Here is an 18,984-nt window from a genome sequence, read left to right as displayed (position 1 = left end):
CGCGCTTTGCCATTGCTTTAATCGCGCGATTAAACAATGATGCCTGCGTAGTCGGGAATCGTTACGGAACACGCCGAATGGCGGGACGGACCTTTCCCTTGATCAGGAGGGAATGTCGCAATGCATCCATCGGTCCACGCCCAGAATCAGGCCGACAAGCCGGCTATCATCATGGCGGGTTCGGGGCTTCAGGTAAGCTATGCCGAGCTGGATCGCCGCTCGAACCAGGTCGCACAGTATCTGCGCCAGCAGGGTGTCGGTATCGGCGACACCGTTGCTCTGTGTCTGGAGAACCGGGCGGAATATTTCGACATCGTCTGGGGCGCGCAGCGCGCAGGCCTTATCTTCGTGGCGATTTCCAACCGGCTGACCGCGGACGAGATAAGCTATATCCTGCAGGATAGCGGCGCCAAGCTGCTGTTCACCTCCGATTATCTCGGGGCGCATCTGCCAGCGATCGCCAGCGCCTGTCCGCACGTGCCGATCGTCAATCTGGACGATGCCTCCGCCACCGCTGCCATCGCCGCGATGCCCGATACGCCGATCGCCGATCAGCGCGCGGGCTCTGACATGCTCTATTCTTCAGGTACCACCGGACGTCCCAAGGGCGTGCGTCTGCCGCTGCCGGAAGATGGCGACATCGCCGCGAGCAACACGCTGGTGATGCTCGCCCAGGGCGCATTCGGCTTCGGCCCGGACAGCATCTATCTCTCGCCCGCGCCGCTTTATCATGCCGCGCCGCTGCGCTGGTGCATGAGCGTGCACAAGCTGGGCGGCACCGTGATCGTGATGGAGAAGTTCGATCCTGAAGCCGCGCTGCAGCTGATCGAGCGCTACAAGGTCAATGTCAGCCAATGGGTTCCGACGCATTTCACCCGCATGCTCAAGCTGCCCGAGGAGGTGCGCACGCGCTATGACGTGTCGAGCCTGAAATCGGCGGTGCATGCTGCCGCACCATGTCCGGTGCCGGTCAAGCAGGCGATGATCGACTGGTGGGGGCCGGTGCTCAAGGAATATTATGCCGGCACCGAGGGCAATGGCTTCACCTTTATCTCGAGCGAGGACTGGTTGACGCACCAGGGCTCGGTCGGGCGCTCGCTGCTCGGCACGATCCGAATCTGCGACGAAGAGGGCAAGGAGGTGCCTGCGCGCACCGAAGGCACCGTCTATTTCGAAGGCGGCGGCAAGTTCGAATATCACAACGACGCCAGCAAGACCAAGGAAGCGACGCATCCGCAAGGATGGACAACGCTCGGCGATGTCGGCTGGGTCGACGAGGAGGGCTTCCTCTATCTCACCGACCGCAAGAGCTTCATGATCATCTCGGGCGGCGTGAACATCTATCCGCAGGAGATAGAGAATCTGCTGGTCAGCCATCCCAAGGTCGCCGATGCGGCGGTGATCGGCGCGCCGTGCCCGGATATGGGCGAGCGCGTCGTCGCGATCGTGCAGCCGCTCGACCTTGCCGAGGCGGGAGATGCGCTCGCGGCCGAGCTAAGCACCTATTTGCGCGGATCGCTTTCGGGGGTGAAGATGCCGCGGCAGATCGACTTCCGGGACGAGCTGCCCCGTCACGCCACCGGCAAGCTCTACAAGCGCCTGCTGCGCGACGAATATTGGGCAAAGGCCAAAGAGGCCGAAGCCGTGGCAGGAGCCTGATCCATGGCGACCATAGCCCCCGCCGTGCTGCCGCCCGAGATCGCGTCGGCCATCGTCAATCCCGTCGCCTATGGCGAGTGGAACGGCATCAAGGAAAAGTTCCGCTGGGCCCGCGACAATATGCCCGTCGGGCTGGTCCAGGCGGAAGGCTATATGCCTTTCTGGGCGATCACCCGGCATGAGGACATCATGACGGTGAGCAAGGACAATGCACGCTTCCTCAATGCGCCCAAATCGGTGGTGCTGGGGCCGATCGCGGTGCAGATGCTGACCCACATGATCACCGGCGGCAGCCCGCATCTGGTGCGGTCGCTGGTCACCATGGATGCGCCCGAACACATGGACTATCGCAAGCTCACCCAGAGCTGGTTCATGCCCAAGAACCTGGCGAGCCTGGAAGAGAAGATCCGCGGCATCGCGCGTGCATCGGTCGATGCGATGCTGGCGACGGGGGGCACGTGCGATTTCGTGCACCAGGTCTCGGCGCTATATCCGCTGCATGTCGTGATGCAGATCCTCGGCGTGCCGCACGAGGACGAGCCGCTGATGCTCAAGCTGACGCAGGAGATGTTCGGCGGCGAGGATCCCGACCTCAACCGCGCGCGCTCGGTCGAACTGACGCCCGAGCAGGTCACCCAGTTCGTGATCGAAGCGGTGCGCGATTTCGAGGGCTATTTCATGAAGCTCGCCGCCGACCGGCGCGCCAACCCGCAGGACGATGTCGCCACCGTCATCGCCAATGCGGTGATCGATGGCGAACCGATCAGCGACCGCAATGCCGCCGGCTATTACATCATTGTCGCCGCTGCCGGGCACGACACAACCTCCGCCTCGACTGCCGGCGCGATGTGGGCGCTGGCCAAGGATCCCGACCAGTTCGCGCGGATCAAGGCCGACCGCAGCCTGCTGCCCGGTCTGATCGAGGAGGCGATCCGCTGGACCACGCCGGTGCAGCATTTCATGCGCACGGCGGCCGAGGATTGCGAGATCGGCGGACAGCGCATCGCCAAGGACGACTGGCTGATGCTGTGCTATGTTTCGGGCAATCATGACGAGCGGGTGTTTCCCGATCCCGACCGGTTCGATGCCTCGCGCGGGCCCAACCGCCATGTCGCATTCGGGGCAGGGGTGCACCAGTGTCTGGGCCTGCACCTCGCGCGGCTGGAAATGCGCATCCTGTTCGACGAGTTGCTCGATCGGATCGATAGCGTGGAGCTGGCGGGCACGCCGCAGCGCGCGAGCAGCACCTTTGTCGGCGGCCCCAAGACGCTGCCGATCCGCTTTGTCCCGAGTTGAATTGACAGTGGTTTGCGGCGGGCACCCGGTATAGCGTGCGCGCCGGACTTATATGACAACAGCCCGGATCGTTCGATACCGGGCCGGCATCACAGGAAAGGAATGTTCCGATGGTTCAGCAGTACAGCGTCCTCATCAACGGCAAGCTCGAAAAGCCCGGCAAATGGATCGATGTCGTCAATCCCGCCAACGAGCAGGTGATCGCCCAGGTTCCCGATTGCGGACAGGAAGAGCTGGACCGTGCCGTCGCCGCTGCCCGCGCTGCGTTCAAGACCTGGAAGAACGTGCCGATCGACGAACGCCGCGCGGTCATTCAGAAGATTTCCGCCGCGATCAAGGCCAATGCCGATGAACTGATGCGGCTGCTGACCAGCGAGCAGGGCAAGCCCCACGCCCAGGCAGCTGGCGAAATCCATGGGGCCGCAGCGATGGCAGCGGCGCAGTCGACGCTCACCCTTGAGGACGAGATCAACGAGGACAGCGACACCCGGCTGTCGCGCACCCGCCGCGTTCCTGTGGGTGTCGTCGGCGGCATCGTGCCTTGGAACTTCCCGGTGATGATGGCGGTGCAGAAGATCGTGCCCGCGCTGCTTTCGGGCTGCACGATGGTGCTCAAGCCCTCGCCGTTCACGCCATTGGCCACGCTGCGCATCGTCGAGTTGATCGCCGACGAGGTGCCGGCGGGTGTGCTCAACGTCATCACCGGCGGCGACGATCTCGGCCCGCTGATCACCTCGCATCCCGATATCGACAAGATCACTTTCACCGGATCGACGGCGACCGGCAAGCGGGTGATGGAATCGGCATCGAAGGATCTGAAGCGCATCACGCTCGAGCTCGGCGGCAACGATGCCTCGATCGTACTGCCCGACGCCGATGTGAAGAAGGTTGCCGAACAGCTGTTCTGGTCGAGCTTCACCAATGCCGGACAGATCTGCGTCGCGGCAAAGCGCATCTATATCCACGAGGATATCTATGACGAACTGTCTGCCGCAATCGCCGAATATGCCAAGGGCGTGAAGGTCGGCGATGGCGCCGAGCAGGGCACTGCCGTCGGCCCGATCCAGAACAAGAAGCAGTATGAGCGCGTGCTCGACCTGATCCAGGATGCCAAGGACAATGGCTACAAGTTCCTGGTGGGCGGCGATCACGATCCCTCGATCCCCGGCTATTACGTGCCGATCACCATTCTCGACAATCCGCCCGAAGACGCGCGCATCGTCGCGGAAGAGCAATTCGGCCCGGTGATGCCGCTGATGAAATTCTCGACCGTCGAGGAAGCGATCCAGCGCGCCAATGCGTCCGATTACGGCTTGGCAGGTGCGGTGTGGACCGGCAATCCGGAAGAGGGCGTGAAGGTCGCCGAGCAGCTCGAGACCGGCACGGTCTGGGTCAACGAATATCTGCACCTTTCGCCCTTCGCACCGTTCGCGGGCCACAAGCAGTCGGGCTTCGGTGCCGAATATGGCAAGGAAGGCCTGCTCGAATTCACCTATCCGCAGGTGATCACGGTGAAGCGCGAAAAGGCGGTGGCTTGAGCGATAAAGCCCTCTCCCCTTGAGGGGAGAGGGTTGGGAGAGGGGGAGTGCGCGACATTGCCCCTCTCAACTTCGCCTAGTCGGCAAGCCGACAAGGCTCCGTATCTCTCCCCTGAAGGAGAGAGAGCTTTGCCGCGACAGCATTGACGTGTTCGCCGCATCTGTTTAACCGTTCGATTAAATCCATTGCGGAGTCGGCGTGAACAACCGCCGGGCCGCGCAATCTGCAAGGAGAGGCCCTATGGCTCATGCATATATCGTAGATGCGGTTCGCACCGCTGGTGGCCGTCGCGGCGGCCGTCTCGCTGGTGTTCACCCGGTTGATCTGGGCGCAGCGGTGTTCGACGCGATCGCGGCGCGCAACGATTTCGATCCCAAGGCGATCGACGATGTCATCACTGGCTGCGTGATGCAGGGCGGCGAGCAGACGATGGACGTGGGCCGAAATGCGGTGCTCGCCTCGAAGCTGCCCGACAGCATCCCTGCCGTGACCATCGACCGTCAGTGCGGATCGTCGCAGCAGTCGATGCAGTTTGCTGCCCAAGCGGTGATGAGCGGTACCCAGGACATCGTGCTGGCGAGCGGCATCGAGAGCATGACCCGCGTGCCGATGGGCTCGACCGCAATGCTCTACATGAAAGCCGGCATGGGCAACTACAAGTCGGCGCGGCTCGAGGAAGCGTTTCCCGGCGTGATGTTCAGCCAGTTCGATGGCGCGGAAATGATCGTCAAGAAGCACGGCCAGACCAAGGAAGCGCTCGATGCCTATTCGCTCGAAAGCCACCGCCGCGCGGCAGCCGCGACCCAGGCGGGCGCGTTCGACAACGAGATCGTTCCGGTCGAGATCGAAACCCCCGAGGGCAAGGAATGGCACAAGGTCGATGAAGGCATCCGCTTCGACGCCACGCTCGAGGGCATTGCCGGCGTCAAGCCGATCTCCGAGACCGGCGTGCTGTCGGCGGCCAATGCCAGCCAGATCTGCGACGGTGCCTCGGCGGTGCTGATCGTGTCCGAACAGGCGCTGAAGGACCATGGCCTTACGCCGCGCGCGCGCATCCACCATGTCTCGGTGACCGCAGGCGATCCGGTGATCATGCTCGAGGAACCGCTGTTCGCCACCGAGCGGGCGCTCAATCGCGCGGGCATGAAGATCGACGATATCGATCTGTATGAAGTCAACGAAGCCTTTGCCCCGGTGCCGCTGGCCTGGCTGTCCTATCTCGGTGCCAGCCATGATCGCCTCAACGTCCATGGCGGCGCGATCGCGCTCGGCCACCCGCTCGGCGCGTCGGGCACCAAGCTGATGGCGACGCTGCTCAACGCACTCGAAAAGCGCGGCGGCAAATACGGTCTGCAGACGATGTGCGAGGGCGGCGGTCAGGCCAACGTCACGATCATCGAACGCCTGAGCTGACTTATCGCTCCTCCCCGGCTCGGGGAGGGGGACCGCGAAGCATTGGAGGGGAAGCGTCGAGGTGCATTGCCTCGATCGAGGCACAATCCCGCTACCCCTCCGTCAGTCCTTCGGACTGCCACCTCCCCGCCGCGGGGAGGATTGAAATTTGATCATTCTTCAGGAGACACCTTAATGAAACTCGATTCCTCCATTTCCGCCGTCGTCACCGGCGGCGCTTCGGGCCTGGGCGCCGCGACCGCGCGCGCTCTCGCCGCCAAGGGCGTCAAGGTCGCCATTTTCGACCTGCAGGAAGAAAAAGGCACCGCGCTCGCCAATGAGATCGGCGGCGTGTTCTGCGAAGTGAACGTGACCGACGATGCGAGCGTCGACGCCGGTTTCGCCAAGGCCCGCGCCGCGATCGGTCAGGAGCGTATCCTGGTGAACTGCGCCGGTACCGGCAACGCCATCAAGACCGCCAGCCGCTCGAAGGAAGACGGCAGCATCAAGCATTTCCCGCTCGATGCGTTCAACTGGATCGTGCAGATCAACCTGGTGGGCACCTTCCGCTGCATCGCCAAGTCGGCCGCCGGCATGATGACGCTCGATCCGCTGCCCGATGGCGATCGCGGCGCGATCGTCAATACCGCATCGGTCGCGGCCGAGGATGGCCAGATCGGCCAGGCGGCCTATTCGGCATCGAAGGGCGGTGTCGTCGGCATGACGCTTCCCATCGCGCGCGACCTTTCGAGCGAAGCGATCCGCGTCAACACCATCCTACCGGGCATTTTCAATACCCCGCTGCTCGCCGCCGCGCCGCAGCCGGTCAAGGATGCGCTGGGTGCATCGGTTCCGTTCCCCAAGCGTCTTGGTGACCCGGAGGAATATGCGCAGCTTGCGCTGACCATGATCGAATGCGGTTATTTCAACGGTGAAGATGTCCGTCTCGACGGCGGCATCCGCATGGCACCGCGCTGATCGATAAAGCCCCGCTCGCGTGTCGGGCGGGGCCTATTCCTTTCCGGGAGGCTGGCATGCACTATAGTACGATTCGCTACGATGTGGCCGATGGCATCGCCACGATCACACTCAGCCGCCCGGAAAAGATGAATGCCTTCACCAACCGGATGATGGCCGAGATGATCGATGCGTTTGACGCGATCGATGCCGACGATTCCGTCCGTGCGGTGATCGTGACCGGCGAGGGCAGGGCCTTTTGTGCAGGCGCAGACCTGACCCCCGATGGCGGGGGCGGGCCGTTTTCCAGCGACGATCCGGTTACCGATCTGTCCGACGAACGCGTTCGCGATGGTGGCGGGTTGCTGACGCTGCGGATCTTCCAGTGCAAGAAGCCGGTGATCGGTGCGATCAATGGCGCGGCCGTCGGCATCGGGGTGACGATGCAGTTGCCGATGGACATGCGGCTGGCCTCGACCAGCGCGCGCTTCGGCTTCGTCTTCGCCCGGCGCGGAATCGTGCCCGAGGCGGCTTCGTCCTGGTTCCTGCCGCGCCTGGTCGGGCAGCAACAGGCACTCGAATGGTGCATGACGGGGCGTGTGTTCGGCGCCGATGAAGCGCTCGCTGGGGGCCTTGTGCGTTCGGTGCATGCGCCCGAAGAGCTTATGCCCGCTGCAATCGCGCTCGCGCGCGAGATTATCGACAATACCGCGCCGGTTTCGGTCGCGCTGACCCGGGCGATGCTGTGGCGGATTCCGTCCGCGCCGCATCCAATGCACGCACACCGTGTCGACAGCCGTGCCATCTACACGCGTTCGCGTTCGGGCGATGCTGCGGAAGGCATTTCGAGCTTCCTCGAAAAGCGCGCGGCCAACTATCCCGACCGGGTTGCATCGGACATGCCGGAATTCTATCCATGGTGGGATGAACCCGGATATGAATAACGCTGCGCCCGAGAGTGAGCTCAATGCGCGCGACCAGCTGATCGAAGCCGCCAGCCAGATTATGCGCGATGGCGATCAGGTCGATCTGTCGCTGAGCGAGCTTTCCCTGCGCTCCGGGCTGAACAGCGCGTTGGTCAAATATTATTTCGGCAACAAGCAGGGGCTGATGCTCGCGCTGCTCGAACGCGACATGCGCAACATCGTCAACAGCCTCGATGCACTGCTCGCCAAGGACCTGCCGCCGGACGAGAAGTTGCGCGTGCATATCCGCGCGGTGATCGGAACCTATTTCCGCTTTCCCTATCTCAACCGGCTGCTGATGCGGATGGTGCGCGATGCCGCACCCGAAGTGTCGCGCAAGATCGCCGACGATTATCTCGTGCCGATTTCCAACGCCTATGAACGGCTGATCGAGGAAGGCGTGCAGAAGGGGCTTTTTCGCCCTATCGATGCGGGCCTGTTCTACTTCACCGTCACCGGGGCTGCAGACCGCTTCTTCTCCGCGCGGCTCGTGCTGCATCATTGCTTCGGTCAGTCCGAGATGACCGAGCAGATGCGCGACGATTATGCCGACCATACTCTGGATATCATCATGCCCGGCCTGTTGGTGAACCCAGGCAGCGCTTGACACCGGTTAACCGTAACGCCGGGACGAGCCGTTCGTTACATACGTTCGAATTACGGTAATAAACTTACAACTCTGAGCAATTTTCCTTAGAGCGGAGGAATGACCAATTCCGCCGCCCGATTCCCGAGTCACTCCGCCGACGCCGCCGATTCTGCGCGGGGCGTTTCTCGCGCCGTGTCTGCAATCGATGAGCAGGCGTTTGTCGAGGCCAGCGAGAAGCTTGCCAGGGCCTTGGATCACGCCGCGGCCGGACGCACGCATTCTGATATTGCCGAGGCGCGGCTGCGCCTGCGCGAACTGGCGGTGAAGCTGCGCGATGCGGGCTATTGGCGTACCGACAAGCATGGTCTGCGCGCCACCGTGTCGCTGCTGTGGCAGGCCGATCGCTATGTCAGCGAGCTGGCACTGAAACAGGACCAGGCGGGTGGGGGCTCAACACCCCGGACATGAATTCGAGTTCTTCAGGCCTGCCGGGTCGCAAACGGAAGCAGGTATGGAGTGGCGGGTCGGCAGCGGCTTTGAGGCAAGCACTGCGCCGGCCCGCCAACATTTTGCACGATTTGAATGTTACTGTTTAATGACAGTCAAAATGCCAGAATGTAACCTGGCAAAAGCCGCGTGATACCTTATTTCGCCGCGGTCCAGGTCTGCGCCTGGCAGAACATCGCGATGCAGCCCTCAACGCTCAGTGTTCCATTCTTTCCTGCCGTCACGATCGACCTGTAGGTCTTGCCGCTTTCGGGATCGTAGATCTTGCCGCGCCACTTCTTGCCGTCGGGAACGAACCCGCTGAGAATGGGCAGGCCGACCAGCTTGCGCTTGCGCAACGCTGGATCGGGATTGTTCACATCGGTCGACACGCCATTCTTGGGCTGTTCGATGAACCGCGTCAGTCGTCCGCATATGTTCTGGCCGCACGGGGCGATCGTGACCACGGCGCGCTTGCCCTTGGTGTACCACTGACCCTGGATGGATTCGGATGCCTGTGCAGGGACAGCCATGAGGGACAGCGATGTCCCCAAAATAGCGGCGATTGCCGACCAGCGCATATTGTTCTCCATCCAGCTTGTGATTAGCCTGTCCGCCAATCCCGCGATAGCCGGGACGCCAGCCAGGAACTTGGCGAGGTCATAACGCGGGGAGAGACGGTGATGAAGCGGATTTTTGTGGGATTTGCATCGGTATTGGCCCTGACCTCGGCGGCGCCGATCCTAGCCAAAGAGCTTGCCGTCGCGCCCGGCCCTGGTGCGCAGGAGCGGTTGCAGGAAGCCTTGATTCTCGCGCAGCCCGGCGATGTCGTGTTGCTGGGCGAAGGACGCTTCGATCTCACCGACGGGCTCTCGCTCGATGTCGCGGGTGTCACGCTCAAGGGCGCGGGTCCCGAAAAGTCGGTGCTCAGCTTCAAGGGGCAGCTGGCGGCGGGCGAGGGGCTACTTGTCACGTCGGACAATGTGGTGCTGCGCGATTTTGCGGTCGAGGACAGCCGCGGGGACGCGATCAAGTCCAAGGGCGCGGACAATATCGTCTATCACAATATCCGCGTCGAATGGACCGGAGGGCCGAAAGAAACGAACGGCGCCTATGGCATCTACCCGGTCGAATCCGAAAATGTACTGATCGATTCGGTGCTGGTGATCGGCGCGTCCGACGCTGGCATCTATGTCGGCCAGTCGCGCAACATCATCGTGCGCGATTCGATCGCCCGGTTCAATGTTGCGGGCATCGAGATCGAGAACAGCTTCAACGCCGATGTCCATGACAATGTCGCGACCAAGAATACCGGCGGCATCCTGGTGTTCGATCTGCCCAACCTGCCGCAACAGGGCGGGCATAATGTCCGCGTGTTCGACAATGTCGTGGTCGAAAACGACACGCCCAATTTCGCGCCGAAGGGCAATATCGTCGCCAGCGTCCCCGCCGGTACAGGCGTGATGGTTATGGCCAATCGCGATATCGAGATTTTCGACAATGTGTTCGATGGCAATGGATCGTCGAACATCATGATCATCGGCTATCGGCAGAAATTCGACGACGCCAAATACCAGCCGATGGTTCGCAATGTCCGCATCAGCGACAATGCGCATGGCAAGACCGGATTTGCGCCGCAGTTCGCAGGCGGCGAGATGCTCGCATCGGCCTTTGGCGGCAGCGTGCCGCCGATTATCTGGGATGGCGTGGGCGGGGCCGAAGCCAGGGTTTATTCGAGCGACGATGTGCCGGTGCTCAACCTGGGCATGACGAAATCGGACCAACCCATCGAGACAGCGCAGCCAGCGCTCGCCAAGCTCGCGGGCGACGCAGCGCCCACGCTGCCGAAGATCGTCATGCCCGACGCCATGGAAGCGGCCATCCGGTGAAACGCTGGCAAGGCCTGGCTGGCGGTGTTGCTGCGGCGTTGCTGGTAAGCGCGCTGCCGGCACCAGCGGTCATCAACGATTCCGCGATTACCGAAGCGGCGCTGCCGCGCAAACTGTCGGAGTTCGGATTCTTCGCAGGGCCCGGTGCGACCGATCCGGCCCCCGCTCTGGTGGCCTACAGCCTGCGTACCCCGCTCTTTTCCGACTATGCCGAAAAGCAGCGGTTCGTTTACGTGCCCCAGGGCGCGCGCATGTCCGCCAATGCCGATGGCCGGATCGAGTTCCCGGTGGGCAGCGCGCTGATCAAGACCTTCGGCTATGGCAGCGGCGCTGCCTTTCGACCGATCGAAACCCGCGTCCTGCTCCGCCGGGCAAACGGTTGGGAGGCCTTGCCCTATGTCTGGAACGCCGATCTGAGCGATGCCGATCTGAAGGTCGCGGGCACGCGCCTGCCGGTGACCGTGACCCGGGCCGATGGCCGGCGCAGCGAGATCAGCTATGCTGTGCCGAACAAGAACCAGTGCAAGGAATGCCATTCGTCCGCCGGCGCAGTGGTGCCGATCGGCCCGATCGCGGCGAACATGGATTTCGCACCATCCGGCGCTGCGGCGTTCCGCAAGCGCATTGACTGGGCCGCAGCGCCGATCGCCGCCAACGGACCGATCTGGAACGACGCTTCCACCGGCACGCTCGATCAGCGTGCGCGCGCCTATCTCATGGTCAATTGCGCGCATTGTCACAACCCCACCGGATCCGCGAGCAATTCGGGGCTGTTCCTCCATTACGGCGCGGCAGCGGATCGGACGGCCACCGGGTTCTACAAGCGCCCGGTAGCAGCGGGGCGGGGCAGCGGTGGGCGTGAGTTCGCGATCCACCCGGGCCAGCCCGACCAGTCGATTATGATCCATCGCATGGGTTCGACCGAGCCGGGAGTCGCCATGCCCGAGGTCGGCCGATCGATGGTGCATGAAGAGGGCGTTGCGCTCATCCGCGAATGGATTTCATCGCTCCGTTCGGAATAGCCTTTGCGCGTCGCTCCAGCTGGTCTAGCAGACGGTCGAACCGGCGTTACAGGGGCAAAAGGCAATGAGCGAGTGGACCATCGGCGTGATCGGCGGATCAGGCCTTTATGCGATCGACGGGCTCGAGGATGCCCAGTCGATCCGCGTCGACAGCCCGTTCGGCGAGGCATCGGACGATATCGTCATCGGCACGCTCAACGGCCATAGGTTCGTGTTCCTTCCCCGTCACGGCAAGGGGCATCGCCTGAGCCCGAGCGATGTCAACGCGCGCGCCAATATCGACGTGCTCAAGCGTGCCGGTTGTACTGATATCCTGGCAATTTCCGCTATCGGCTCGCTGCGGGAGGAGCTGCCGCCGGGCCAGTTCGTGTTGGTCGATCAGTTCATCGACCGCACCGTGCACCGTCCGAGCAGCTTTTTCGGCACCGGCATGGTCGCCCATGTCTCGATGGCAGAGCCCGTCTGCCCCCGGCTGTCGGCGCTGGCCGCCGATGCTGCGCGAGCGGCGGGTGCGCCAGTGCACCAGGGAGGAACCTATCTGGCGATGGAGGGCCCGCAATTTTCGAGCCGGGCCGAGAGCCATATGTACCGCGCCTGGGGCTGTGACGTCATCGGCATGACCGCGATGCCCGAGGCCAAGCTCGCGCGCGAGGCCGAGCTTCCCTATGCGCTGGTCGGCATGGTGACCGACTATGATTGCTGGCGCGAGGGCGAGGATCATGTCGAGGTCGGCGCGATCATCGCTCAGATGAATGCCAATTCGGCGAGAGCCCGCCAGCTGGTGATCGAACTGGCGAAGATGCTGCCTGAGAGGCGCGAGTCCAGCCCGATCGACACCTGTCTCGATTTCGCGCTGATCACTGCGCCCGAAGCGCGCGATCCGGCGCTGCTCGCCCGGCTTGATGCCGTGGCGGGGCGCGCGCTCAGGCCGCGCTGAAAAAGGGATCATCGCGCCGGACGCACTGTGCGTCCCGGCGCCAGCGCCCAGCGGGTGATCGCCGCGATACCCGTCGTCCCGCCGCGAACCGCGAGCCGCGCCGGTAGTGAGATCGACAGTCCGTGCATGTGGCGAGCCCAGCGCGGCAGCAGATCGACGCCGGCCTGCATCGTCATGTGATGGAACGGCGCAAGCTGCGGCGATGATGGCGGCTGGTTGAGCAGCAGATCCGCGATCTCGCGCGTCCGCTCGTCGAACCGGAGCCGGGGCCGCGCCTTGGCCACCAGCCGCTGCGCCTCGCGATGGCTATAGGGCACAGGGTCCGCACCCAGCAGCCGCCCGATCTGTGCCATCTCGGCGAAATAGCGGTCCCGCTCGGCCATGGTCATGTGCGGCTTGCGATAGCGGACATAGGCATCGAGAAAGCAGAGGCTCTCGGTCACATGCACCCAGGCCAGCGATGTCGGATCATTGGCTTTATAGGGCGTGCCATCGGGAAGGGTGCCGTGCACATGATCGTGAATGCGGCGAATGCGCGCGATCTCGCCCAGTGCCTGTGCGCGGTCGCCATAGGTGGTGCGGGCCAGAAATGCCGCGGTGCGCCGCAAGCGCCCACGCATGTCCTGGCGAAACACCGAATGGTCCCATACGCCCGCCAGCACCATGGGATCCAGCATCTGCATCAGCAGCGAGGCGATGCCGCCGATCATCATCGAGGTGACATCGCCATGTACCTGCCAGCAGACCGAGTGCGGGCCGAACAGCCCGCTATCCTCGCGCGAGATCTCGATCGTCTGCCCACCGGGTTCCGCAAAGATGCGGCGGATTTCGCTTCCGATGGAATCGCGCAAGCCTGGCATGCTGACAATATGGGGCATGCAAAGGGGTTTGCCAATCATGACCGCCTATCGTCTCATGCAGTCATAGCCGTTTATTCTACACGACTTGCCGGGCCGCGAGCCCCTCCATGGTAACGCTTTGCTAATCGCGCTTCTTTATGTCGTGGCAGATGTTTGGACAGAAGCAATCAGAACTGGCAACGGGAGACGCGCCAGCACCTGCTGTGCTGTCTGCAAGATCGCTGCTGGCGATCTGCGCGCTCTGGCCTGTGGTCATGGGTGTTCGCACTGTAGCGATGCTGCTGACGGCGGCGGCAACAGGATTTTCGCTGGCCAGCCTCAACCTGCCATTCGTGCTTGCAGCCGCCTTGTCGATCCTGATCGACCTCGTGATCTTCCTGCCCGGACGCAGCGATGCCATTCGCAAGATCCTCGGAGACAGCTTCCCGCCGATGCTGTCGGCAATCGTCTGCATGTCGACGGTCTGCTTCTCGTTTGCCGTGGTCAGCCTTGTGGCGCACGGCCAGGAAGCCGGCGTCCTGATCGGCATGATGGCGTTGCTGGGCGCGCTGCTTCCGACCCTGGCGGTCATGGTGCCGCATCGCATGCTGATGTTCTTTGCGTGTATGTCGACTGGACTCGGCGTGTTGCTCGCCGCCTGGGATCTGCGCTTTGCGGTGGGCACGCTGGTCTTTTTGCCGGCGATGCTGCTGATCGCGCTCATCCGCGGCAAGGACGATCGCGACGAGGAGGCGGCGCTCGATCTGCAGAAGCTCAACAACGAGCGCGCGCGCTGCCTGCTCTCCGATTACGAGAAATCCGGTCGCGGTTGGTTCTGGGAGACCGACCGCCAGGGCCGCATCGTCTATATCAGCGCCGAGGCGGTGACCGCGATACAGGCAGACCCGGCGACGATCATCGGCCAGCCCTTGAGCTCGGTCATCTGTTCGCCGGGTGCCGATGGCGGCGGCAGCGAACGGACGTTCAATTTCCACTTCTCCGCCCGCACCGCGTTCAGTGATCTCGCCGTGCGGGTCGCGCAGTCGGAAGAGGAACGGGCTTGGTCGCTTTCCGGCGCGCCGTTCTACAATGAGTTCGGCCAGTTCGTCGGGTTTCGCGGTCATGGCACCGACCTGACCGAGGTAAAGCGTTCGCACGAGGCGGTCACCCAGCTCGCGCGCTACGACAATCTCACCGGGCTTGCCAATCGCTTGTACATCAAGGAGCTGTTCGAGAAGGCGCTGGTCGGCCATCGCGGCGAGCCCAGCCCGTGCTCGCTGTTCCTGCTCGACCTCGACCGATTCAAGCAGGTCAACGACACGCTCGGCCATCCGATTGGCGATGCGCTGCTCAAGCAGGTGTCCGAGCGGCTCAAGCGCACCATCGGTGACAGCGGCGAGGTTGGCCGTCTGGGCGGCGACGAGTTCCAGGTCGTGCTGCCCGGCATCATCAGCGAGGACCGGCTGGCGGATATCGCGCGATCGGTGATCATCAATCTGAGCCATCCCTATATGGTCGAGGGCAACCAGATCGTGATCGGTGCTTCGGTGGGTATCGCCATTGCCGATGGACGTACCCATTCAGGGGCCGAGACGCTGATCCGCAACGCCGATCTTGCGCTCTACTCGGCCAAGGAAAACGGCCGCGGCATCTGGAAATTCTACAGCGAGGACATGCACAAGGTCGCGCATGAGCGGCGCGCGCTCGAGGGCGAGCTGCGCGCTGCGCTTCAGGCTGGCGGGATGAGCATCGCCTATCAGCCGGTGGTCAATGTTGCGACCGAAACGATCAGCGGGTTCGAGGCGCTCGCGCGGTGGAACCACCCGGTGCGCGGACCGATCAGCCCAGGCGTGTTTGTTCCCATTGCCGAAGAATCGGGCCTGATCATGCAGCTGGGCGAATGGGTGCTGCGCACCGCCTGTGCCGATGCTGCCACCTGGCCCCGATCGGTGCGTATCGCGGTCAACGTCTCGCCGATGCAATTTGCCGACCCTGCCTTCCCGTCGATCGTGCTCAACGCGCTCGCGCAGAGCGGGCTCGAGCCCGAGCGGCTCGAGCTGGAAATTACCGAGAGCGTGTTCCTCGACGACAAGCTCGATGCGACCCGCATCTTCGAACGGTTGAAAGGCATCGGCGTGCGCCTGGCGCTCGACGATTTCGGGACCGGCTATTCCGCGCTCGGTTATCTGCGCAGCGCACCCTTCGACAAGATCAAGATCGACCAGAGCTTCGTGCGCGGTGCATCGCAATCGGGCAGCGCCAACAGCGCGATCATCCGCTCGATCGTCTCGCTCGCCGAAGCGCTCAACATGGAAACCACCGCAGAGGGCGCCGAGACGATCGACGAGCTCGAACTGATCCGCTCGCTGGGGTGCAGCCATGTGCAAGGCTATATCTACGGCAAGCCGGTCGGGCTCGCTGAAGCCACCCAGCGTCTGGCCGGTGTCGAGAACCATGTCGAGCCGGTAGGTCACAAGCGCAACCGCGAGACCCGCTACAAGGTGCTGCGCACGATCGGCATCTATCACGATGGCTATTGCTACCCGGCGCGGATCAAGAACATCTCGCCCGGTGGCGCGCTGATCGAGGGATTGTGGGACGTGCCGCCCGGTACCGAGTTCGAGATAGCGCTGGGGGCAAATCTGAAGGTGCGCGCGGTGGCACGCTGGTCGGTCGAAGATCGCTGCGGCCTGCAATTCACCGCGCCGATCAGCCTTGAACGCTTCCGCCAGTCCAGCCCGCCGCAAATCGCGACCGGCTATCCCGAACAGATGCGCGCATGAGGCGGTGACAGGCCGGTTACGCAAGGTTAAGAACGGACGTCCAACTCAAGGCTGGAGTCTGCTGCATGATCCGTTCGCTCGTTCCCGTTTCCGCGCTGTCGCTCGCCCTGGTGGTCGCTGCCTGTAGCGCGGGTGCAGACAAAGCCGAGGCACCGCTGCCCGAAGGCGCCTGGCAGCTGGCGGCGGATCAGTCGAATGTCGGTTTCGTCTCGGTCAAGGCTGGCAATGTCGGCGAGGCGCACAGCTTCAAGAAGCTCTCCGGTTCGGTAGAACCCGATGGCACGGTGGCCGTCGCGATCGACCTGGCCAGTGTCGACACGGGGATCGATATCCGCAACCAGCGGATGCGCGACATGCTGTTCGAAGTCGCGAATTTCCCCGACGCCAAGCTCACCGCCAAGATTGATCCCAATGCGATCAAGGCGCTGAAGCCCGGCGAGCGCAAGACCATAGCCGTCCCGGTCACGCTCGATCTCCACGGCACGACAAATGCCATCGAGGCGCCGCTCACGGTGACCCGTTTGGCTGGCGATTCGGTGCTGGTCGAGACCGCCAAGCCGCTGATCATCGACGCATCCGCGGTCGGGCTGGAGGCCGGGGTCGGCAAGCTGCAGGAAATCGCCAAGCTTCCCGCGATCAGCACCGCCGTGCCGGTGACCGCATCCCTGGTGTTCAAGCCCAAGGGCTGAGGCCGGCACAGGCTCTGCCAAGAGCCGCTTGCGCCCGAGCATAATCTGTCATAGCCTCTGCCAAAAGGTGGTTGAACCCATCACGGCAGGGAGGATGCATGGCCGGGAAGAGGTTTCTCGCGGCAATTGGCTTGGCGCTGTCGCTGGCGGCGGCAGGGCCAACCGCGCCGCGTATGCCGACCGATCCCGCGAGCGGCCCTGCTTTTCCGAACCGTCCGCCCAATTTCGTCGTCCTGCTGGCCGACGACCTCGCGCTGATGGATCTCGGCATCTATGGCGGCGAGGCGCGGACGCCCAACATCGATGCGCTGGCGCGACGCGGACGCATGTTTACGCGCTATTACACCTCACCGCTGTGCTCGCCTTCGCGCGCCATGCTGCTGACCGGGCTCGACAACCACCGCACCGGTGTATCGACCATACCCGAGGTGATCCCGAACGAGCATATCGGCAAAAAGGGCTATTCGCTGCGCTTCGAACCCGGTGTCACGACCATTGCCAGTCGGCTGAAGCAGCGCGGCTACCGTACCTTCATGACCGGCAAATGGCATCTCGGCCACGAGGCTGGGGACCTGCCCAATGCGCATGGTTTCGACCGGTCGTTCGTGCTCGATGCATCGGGCGCGGACAATTGGGAGCAGAAATCGTACATGCCCTATTATGCCGATGCCCCCTGGTTCGAGGACGGCAAACCGGCACGCCTGCCCAAGGACTTCTATTCCTCACGCTTCCTGATCGATCGAATGGTCGATTATCTGGGCGAAGGTGACCAGCAAAAGCCGTTCCTTGCCTATATCGGCTTCCAGGCGATCCATATTCCGGTCCAGGCGCCGCCCGAATTCACCCGCAAGTACAAGGACACTTATCGCGAGGGCTGGGCCGCAATGCGCAAGGCGCGCTGGGAACGGGCGCAAGCGAATGGACTGATTCCGAAGGGGGCACCGCTCGCCGATCCGCCCAAGGGCTTGCGCCAATGGGAAAGCCTGTCGGGCGAGGAACAGGCGCTGTTCGCGCGCAACATGGCGATCAATGCGGGCATGATCGAGGCGATGGACCACCATATCGGACGGCTGGTCGCGCATTTGAAGCGCACCGGCGAGTATGACAACACGGTGTTCGTGTTCACCTCCGATAATGGACCCGAGCCCAGCAACCCGCTCGCGACGTCGCGCACCATGCAATGGTGGCTCGACAATAACGGCTACAGCGTCTCGGCCGACAACTGGGGCGGCAAGGGCACCTATGCCTTTATCGGCCCCGAATTCGCCAATGCCGCTGCCTCGCCCGGTGCGATGTTCAAATTCTATAGCGCCGAGGGTGGGCTGCACGTGCCGATGATCATGGCGGGGCCAGGCATCGCGCCTGCCGCCCCCAGCGCCGCGATGACCACGGTGAGCGACATCGCGCCGACGCTGCTTGCGATGGCGGGCGGCGCGCCCGATGCGAGCGCTTTCGATGGCCGCTCGCTGGTGCCGCTGCTCGCCGGGCAGGCCGATGCGGTGCGCACACCGGAGACCGCGACGGGCTTCGAGGTCTCGGGCAACGCCGCGCTCTTCAAAGGCAGCTACAAGCTGGTGCGCAACCTCAAGCCCTATGGCGATGGCATCTGGCGGCTGTACGATATCGGCTCCGACCCCGGCGAGACCCGCGATCTGAGCAAGAGCGACCCTGCGAAGTTCAACGAGATGATGGCCGAATATCGCGTCTATGCGAAGCGCAACGGCGTGCTCGAGATGCCCGATGGCTATGACTCCACGATGCAGATCGGCAAGAATACCGTGCGCAAGATGGCTGCGCGCTACTGGTACGTCCTGCTGGGCGCAGGCGTGCTGATGCTCGTCCTGCTCTATGGTGGCTATCGCCTGCTCCGCCGGAAAGGACGTGCGCGCCCTGCTTGACCGGTTCGTATTATTGACATAGCCTGTGACAATAAAAGCGGAGG

The 18,984-nt window shown here is 63.3% G+C and carries 16 protein-coding genes; 14 read left to right on the top strand and 2 right to left on the bottom strand.

The features are described from left to right. The first annotated feature begins 120 nt into the window (after positions 1-120). The 8 genes from AX725_RS15825 (at position 121) to AX725_RS15790 (ending at position 8,865) form a co-directional block, all read left to right on the top strand. Positions 121-1,659 (top strand): acyl-CoA synthetase, encoded by a 1,539-nt coding sequence (locus AX725_RS15825; protein ID WP_060979661.1) that lies wholly within the window; start codon positions 121-123, stop codon positions 1,657-1,659. A 3-nt stretch (positions 1,660-1,662) separates the two neighbouring features. Further along, positions 1,663-2,955 carry a cytochrome P450 gene (locus AX725_RS15820; protein WP_060979660.1) on the top strand — a complete coding sequence of 431 codons (1,293 nt, stop codon included), beginning with the start codon at positions 1,663-1,665 and terminating at the stop codon, positions 2,953-2,955. 110 nt (positions 2,956-3,065) lie between these two features. Continuing rightward, positions 3,066-4,493, top strand: coding sequence for an aldehyde dehydrogenase family protein (locus tag AX725_RS15815; RefSeq protein ID WP_060979659.1), 1,428 nt, complete (start codon positions 3,066-3,068; stop codon positions 4,491-4,493). A 241-nt stretch (positions 4,494-4,734) separates the two neighbouring features. Continuing rightward, positions 4,735-5,907, top strand: coding sequence for an acetyl-CoA C-acetyltransferase (locus AX725_RS15810; RefSeq protein ID WP_060979658.1), 1,173 nt, complete (start codon positions 4,735-4,737; stop codon positions 5,905-5,907). 174 nt (positions 5,908-6,081) lie between these two features. Further along, positions 6,082-6,864, top strand: a complete 783-nt coding sequence (locus AX725_RS15805; protein WP_060979657.1) for an SDR family NAD(P)-dependent oxidoreductase — start codon at positions 6,082-6,084, stop codon at positions 6,862-6,864. 56 nt (positions 6,865-6,920) lie between these two features. Continuing rightward, positions 6,921-7,787 carry a crotonase/enoyl-CoA hydratase family protein gene (locus AX725_RS15800; RefSeq protein ID WP_060979656.1) on the top strand — a complete coding sequence of 289 codons (867 nt, stop codon included), beginning with the start codon at positions 6,921-6,923 and terminating at the stop codon, positions 7,785-7,787. Beyond that, the gene (locus AX725_RS15795) at positions 7,780-8,415 is read left to right on the top strand and encodes a TetR family transcriptional regulator (RefSeq protein WP_060979655.1); all 636 of its coding nucleotides are present in this window, start codon (positions 7,780-7,782) and stop codon (positions 8,413-8,415) included. The genes AX725_RS15800 and AX725_RS15795 overlap by 8 nt, the downstream gene beginning before the upstream one ends. A gap of 99 nt (positions 8,416-8,514) precedes the next feature. Then, complete coding sequence (locus AX725_RS15790) at positions 8,515-8,865, top strand: hypothetical protein (RefSeq protein WP_060979654.1); 351 nt, start codon at positions 8,515-8,517, stop codon at positions 8,863-8,865. Positions 8,866-9,041: 176 nt separating this feature from the next. Here the strand turns inward: AX725_RS15790 and AX725_RS15785 are convergent, their stop codons facing one another. Beyond that, positions 9,042-9,416 carry a DUF2147 domain-containing protein gene (locus AX725_RS15785; RefSeq protein ID WP_208598065.1) on the bottom strand — a complete coding sequence of 125 codons (375 nt, stop codon included), beginning with the start codon at positions 9,414-9,416 and terminating at the stop codon, positions 9,042-9,044. A gap of 150 nt (positions 9,417-9,566) precedes the next feature. Here AX725_RS15785 and AX725_RS15780 point away from each other — a divergent pair, with 150 nt between their 5' ends. The 3 genes from AX725_RS15780 (at position 9,567) to AX725_RS15770 (ending at position 12,731) form a co-directional block, all read left to right on the top strand. Beyond that, positions 9,567-10,772: a parallel beta-helix domain-containing protein gene (locus AX725_RS15780; RefSeq protein WP_066114679.1), complete on the top strand. Its 1,206-nt coding sequence runs from the start codon at positions 9,567-9,569 to the stop codon at positions 10,770-10,772. Next, positions 10,769-11,794, top strand: coding sequence for an SO2930 family diheme c-type cytochrome (locus AX725_RS15775; RefSeq protein ID WP_060979652.1), 1,026 nt, complete (start codon positions 10,769-10,771; stop codon positions 11,792-11,794). The genes AX725_RS15780 and AX725_RS15775 overlap by 4 nt, the downstream gene beginning before the upstream one ends. A gap of 64 nt (positions 11,795-11,858) precedes the next feature. Next, positions 11,859-12,731: an S-methyl-5'-thioadenosine phosphorylase gene (locus tag AX725_RS15770; RefSeq protein WP_060979651.1), complete on the top strand. Its 873-nt coding sequence runs from the start codon at positions 11,859-11,861 to the stop codon at positions 12,729-12,731. A gap of 8 nt (positions 12,732-12,739) precedes the next feature. Here AX725_RS15770 and AX725_RS15765 read toward each other — a convergent pair whose 3' ends face one another. Then, complete coding sequence (locus AX725_RS15765) at positions 12,740-13,591, bottom strand: oxygenase MpaB family protein (protein WP_060979727.1); 852 nt, start codon at positions 13,589-13,591, stop codon at positions 12,740-12,742. Between the two features lie 137 nt (positions 13,592-13,728). On the opposite strand from AX725_RS15765, the gene AX725_RS15760 reads away from it, so the two are divergent. The 3 genes from AX725_RS15760 (at position 13,729) to AX725_RS15750 (ending at position 18,940) form a co-directional block, all read left to right on the top strand. Next, positions 13,729-16,353 (top strand): EAL domain-containing protein, encoded by a 2,625-nt coding sequence (locus AX725_RS15760; RefSeq protein WP_066114677.1) that lies wholly within the window; start codon positions 13,729-13,731, stop codon positions 16,351-16,353. Between the two features lie 65 nt (positions 16,354-16,418). Next, positions 16,419-17,042 carry a YceI family protein gene (locus AX725_RS15755; RefSeq protein ID WP_060979649.1) on the top strand — a complete coding sequence of 208 codons (624 nt, stop codon included), beginning with the start codon at positions 16,419-16,421 and terminating at the stop codon, positions 17,040-17,042. 98 nt (positions 17,043-17,140) lie between these two features. After that, entirely contained in the window at positions 17,141-18,940 is a 1,800-nt protein-coding gene (locus AX725_RS15750; RefSeq protein WP_208598062.1) for an arylsulfatase, read from the top strand. The last annotated feature ends 44 nt before the right edge of the window (positions 18,941-18,984 follow it).

The sequence above is a fragment of the Blastomonas sp. CCH9-A1 genome (assembly GCF_001557175.1).
Lineage (GTDB): Bacteria > Pseudomonadota > Alphaproteobacteria > Sphingomonadales > Sphingomonadaceae > Blastomonas > Blastomonas delafieldii_A.
This window is presented reverse-complemented; position numbering and strand designations above follow the sequence as displayed.

What these genes read in the sequence shown, in the direction of transcription:
- AX725_RS15820 (WP_060979660.1), top strand. Translation starts at nt 1,663, where the DNA reads ATGGCGACCATAGCCCCCGCCGTGCTGCCGCCCGAGATCGCGTCGGCC.
- AX725_RS15815 (WP_060979659.1), top strand. Translation starts at nt 3,066, where the DNA reads ATGGTTCAGCAGTACAGCGTCCTCATCAACGGCAAGCTCGAAAAGCCC.
- AX725_RS15810 (WP_060979658.1), top strand. Translation starts at nt 4,735, where the DNA reads ATGGCTCATGCATATATCGTAGATGCGGTTCGCACCGCTGGTGGCCGT.
- AX725_RS15780 (WP_066114679.1), top strand. Translation starts at nt 9,567, where the DNA reads ATGAAGCGGATTTTTGTGGGATTTGCATCGGTATTGGCCCTGACCTCG.
- AX725_RS15800 (WP_060979656.1), top strand. Translation starts at nt 6,921, where the DNA reads ATGCACTATAGTACGATTCGCTACGATGTGGCCGATGGCATCGCCACG.
- AX725_RS15805 (WP_060979657.1), top strand. Translation starts at nt 6,082, where the DNA reads ATGAAACTCGATTCCTCCATTTCCGCCGTCGTCACCGGCGGCGCTTCG.
- AX725_RS15750 (WP_208598062.1), top strand. Translation starts at nt 17,141, where the DNA reads ATGGCCGGGAAGAGGTTTCTCGCGGCAATTGGCTTGGCGCTGTCGCTG.
- AX725_RS15755 (WP_060979649.1), top strand. Translation starts at nt 16,419, where the DNA reads ATGATCCGTTCGCTCGTTCCCGTTTCCGCGCTGTCGCTCGCCCTGGTG.
- AX725_RS15770 (WP_060979651.1), top strand. Translation starts at nt 11,859, where the DNA reads ATGAGCGAGTGGACCATCGGCGTGATCGGCGGATCAGGCCTTTATGCG.
- AX725_RS15760 (WP_066114677.1), top strand. Translation starts at nt 13,729, where the DNA reads ATGTCGTGGCAGATGTTTGGACAGAAGCAATCAGAACTGGCAACGGGA.
- AX725_RS15785 (WP_208598065.1), bottom strand. Translation starts at nt 9,416, where the DNA reads ATGGCTGTCCCTGCACAGGCATCCGAATCCATCCAGGGTCAGTGGTAC.
- AX725_RS15790 (WP_060979654.1), top strand. Translation starts at nt 8,515, where the DNA reads ATGACCAATTCCGCCGCCCGATTCCCGAGTCACTCCGCCGACGCCGCC.
- AX725_RS15795 (WP_060979655.1), top strand. Translation starts at nt 7,780, where the DNA reads ATGAATAACGCTGCGCCCGAGAGTGAGCTCAATGCGCGCGACCAGCTG.
- AX725_RS15825 (WP_060979661.1), top strand. Translation starts at nt 121, where the DNA reads ATGCATCCATCGGTCCACGCCCAGAATCAGGCCGACAAGCCGGCTATC.
- AX725_RS15765 (WP_060979727.1), bottom strand. Translation starts at nt 13,591, where the DNA reads ATGCCAGGCTTGCGCGATTCCATCGGAAGCGAAATCCGCCGCATCTTT.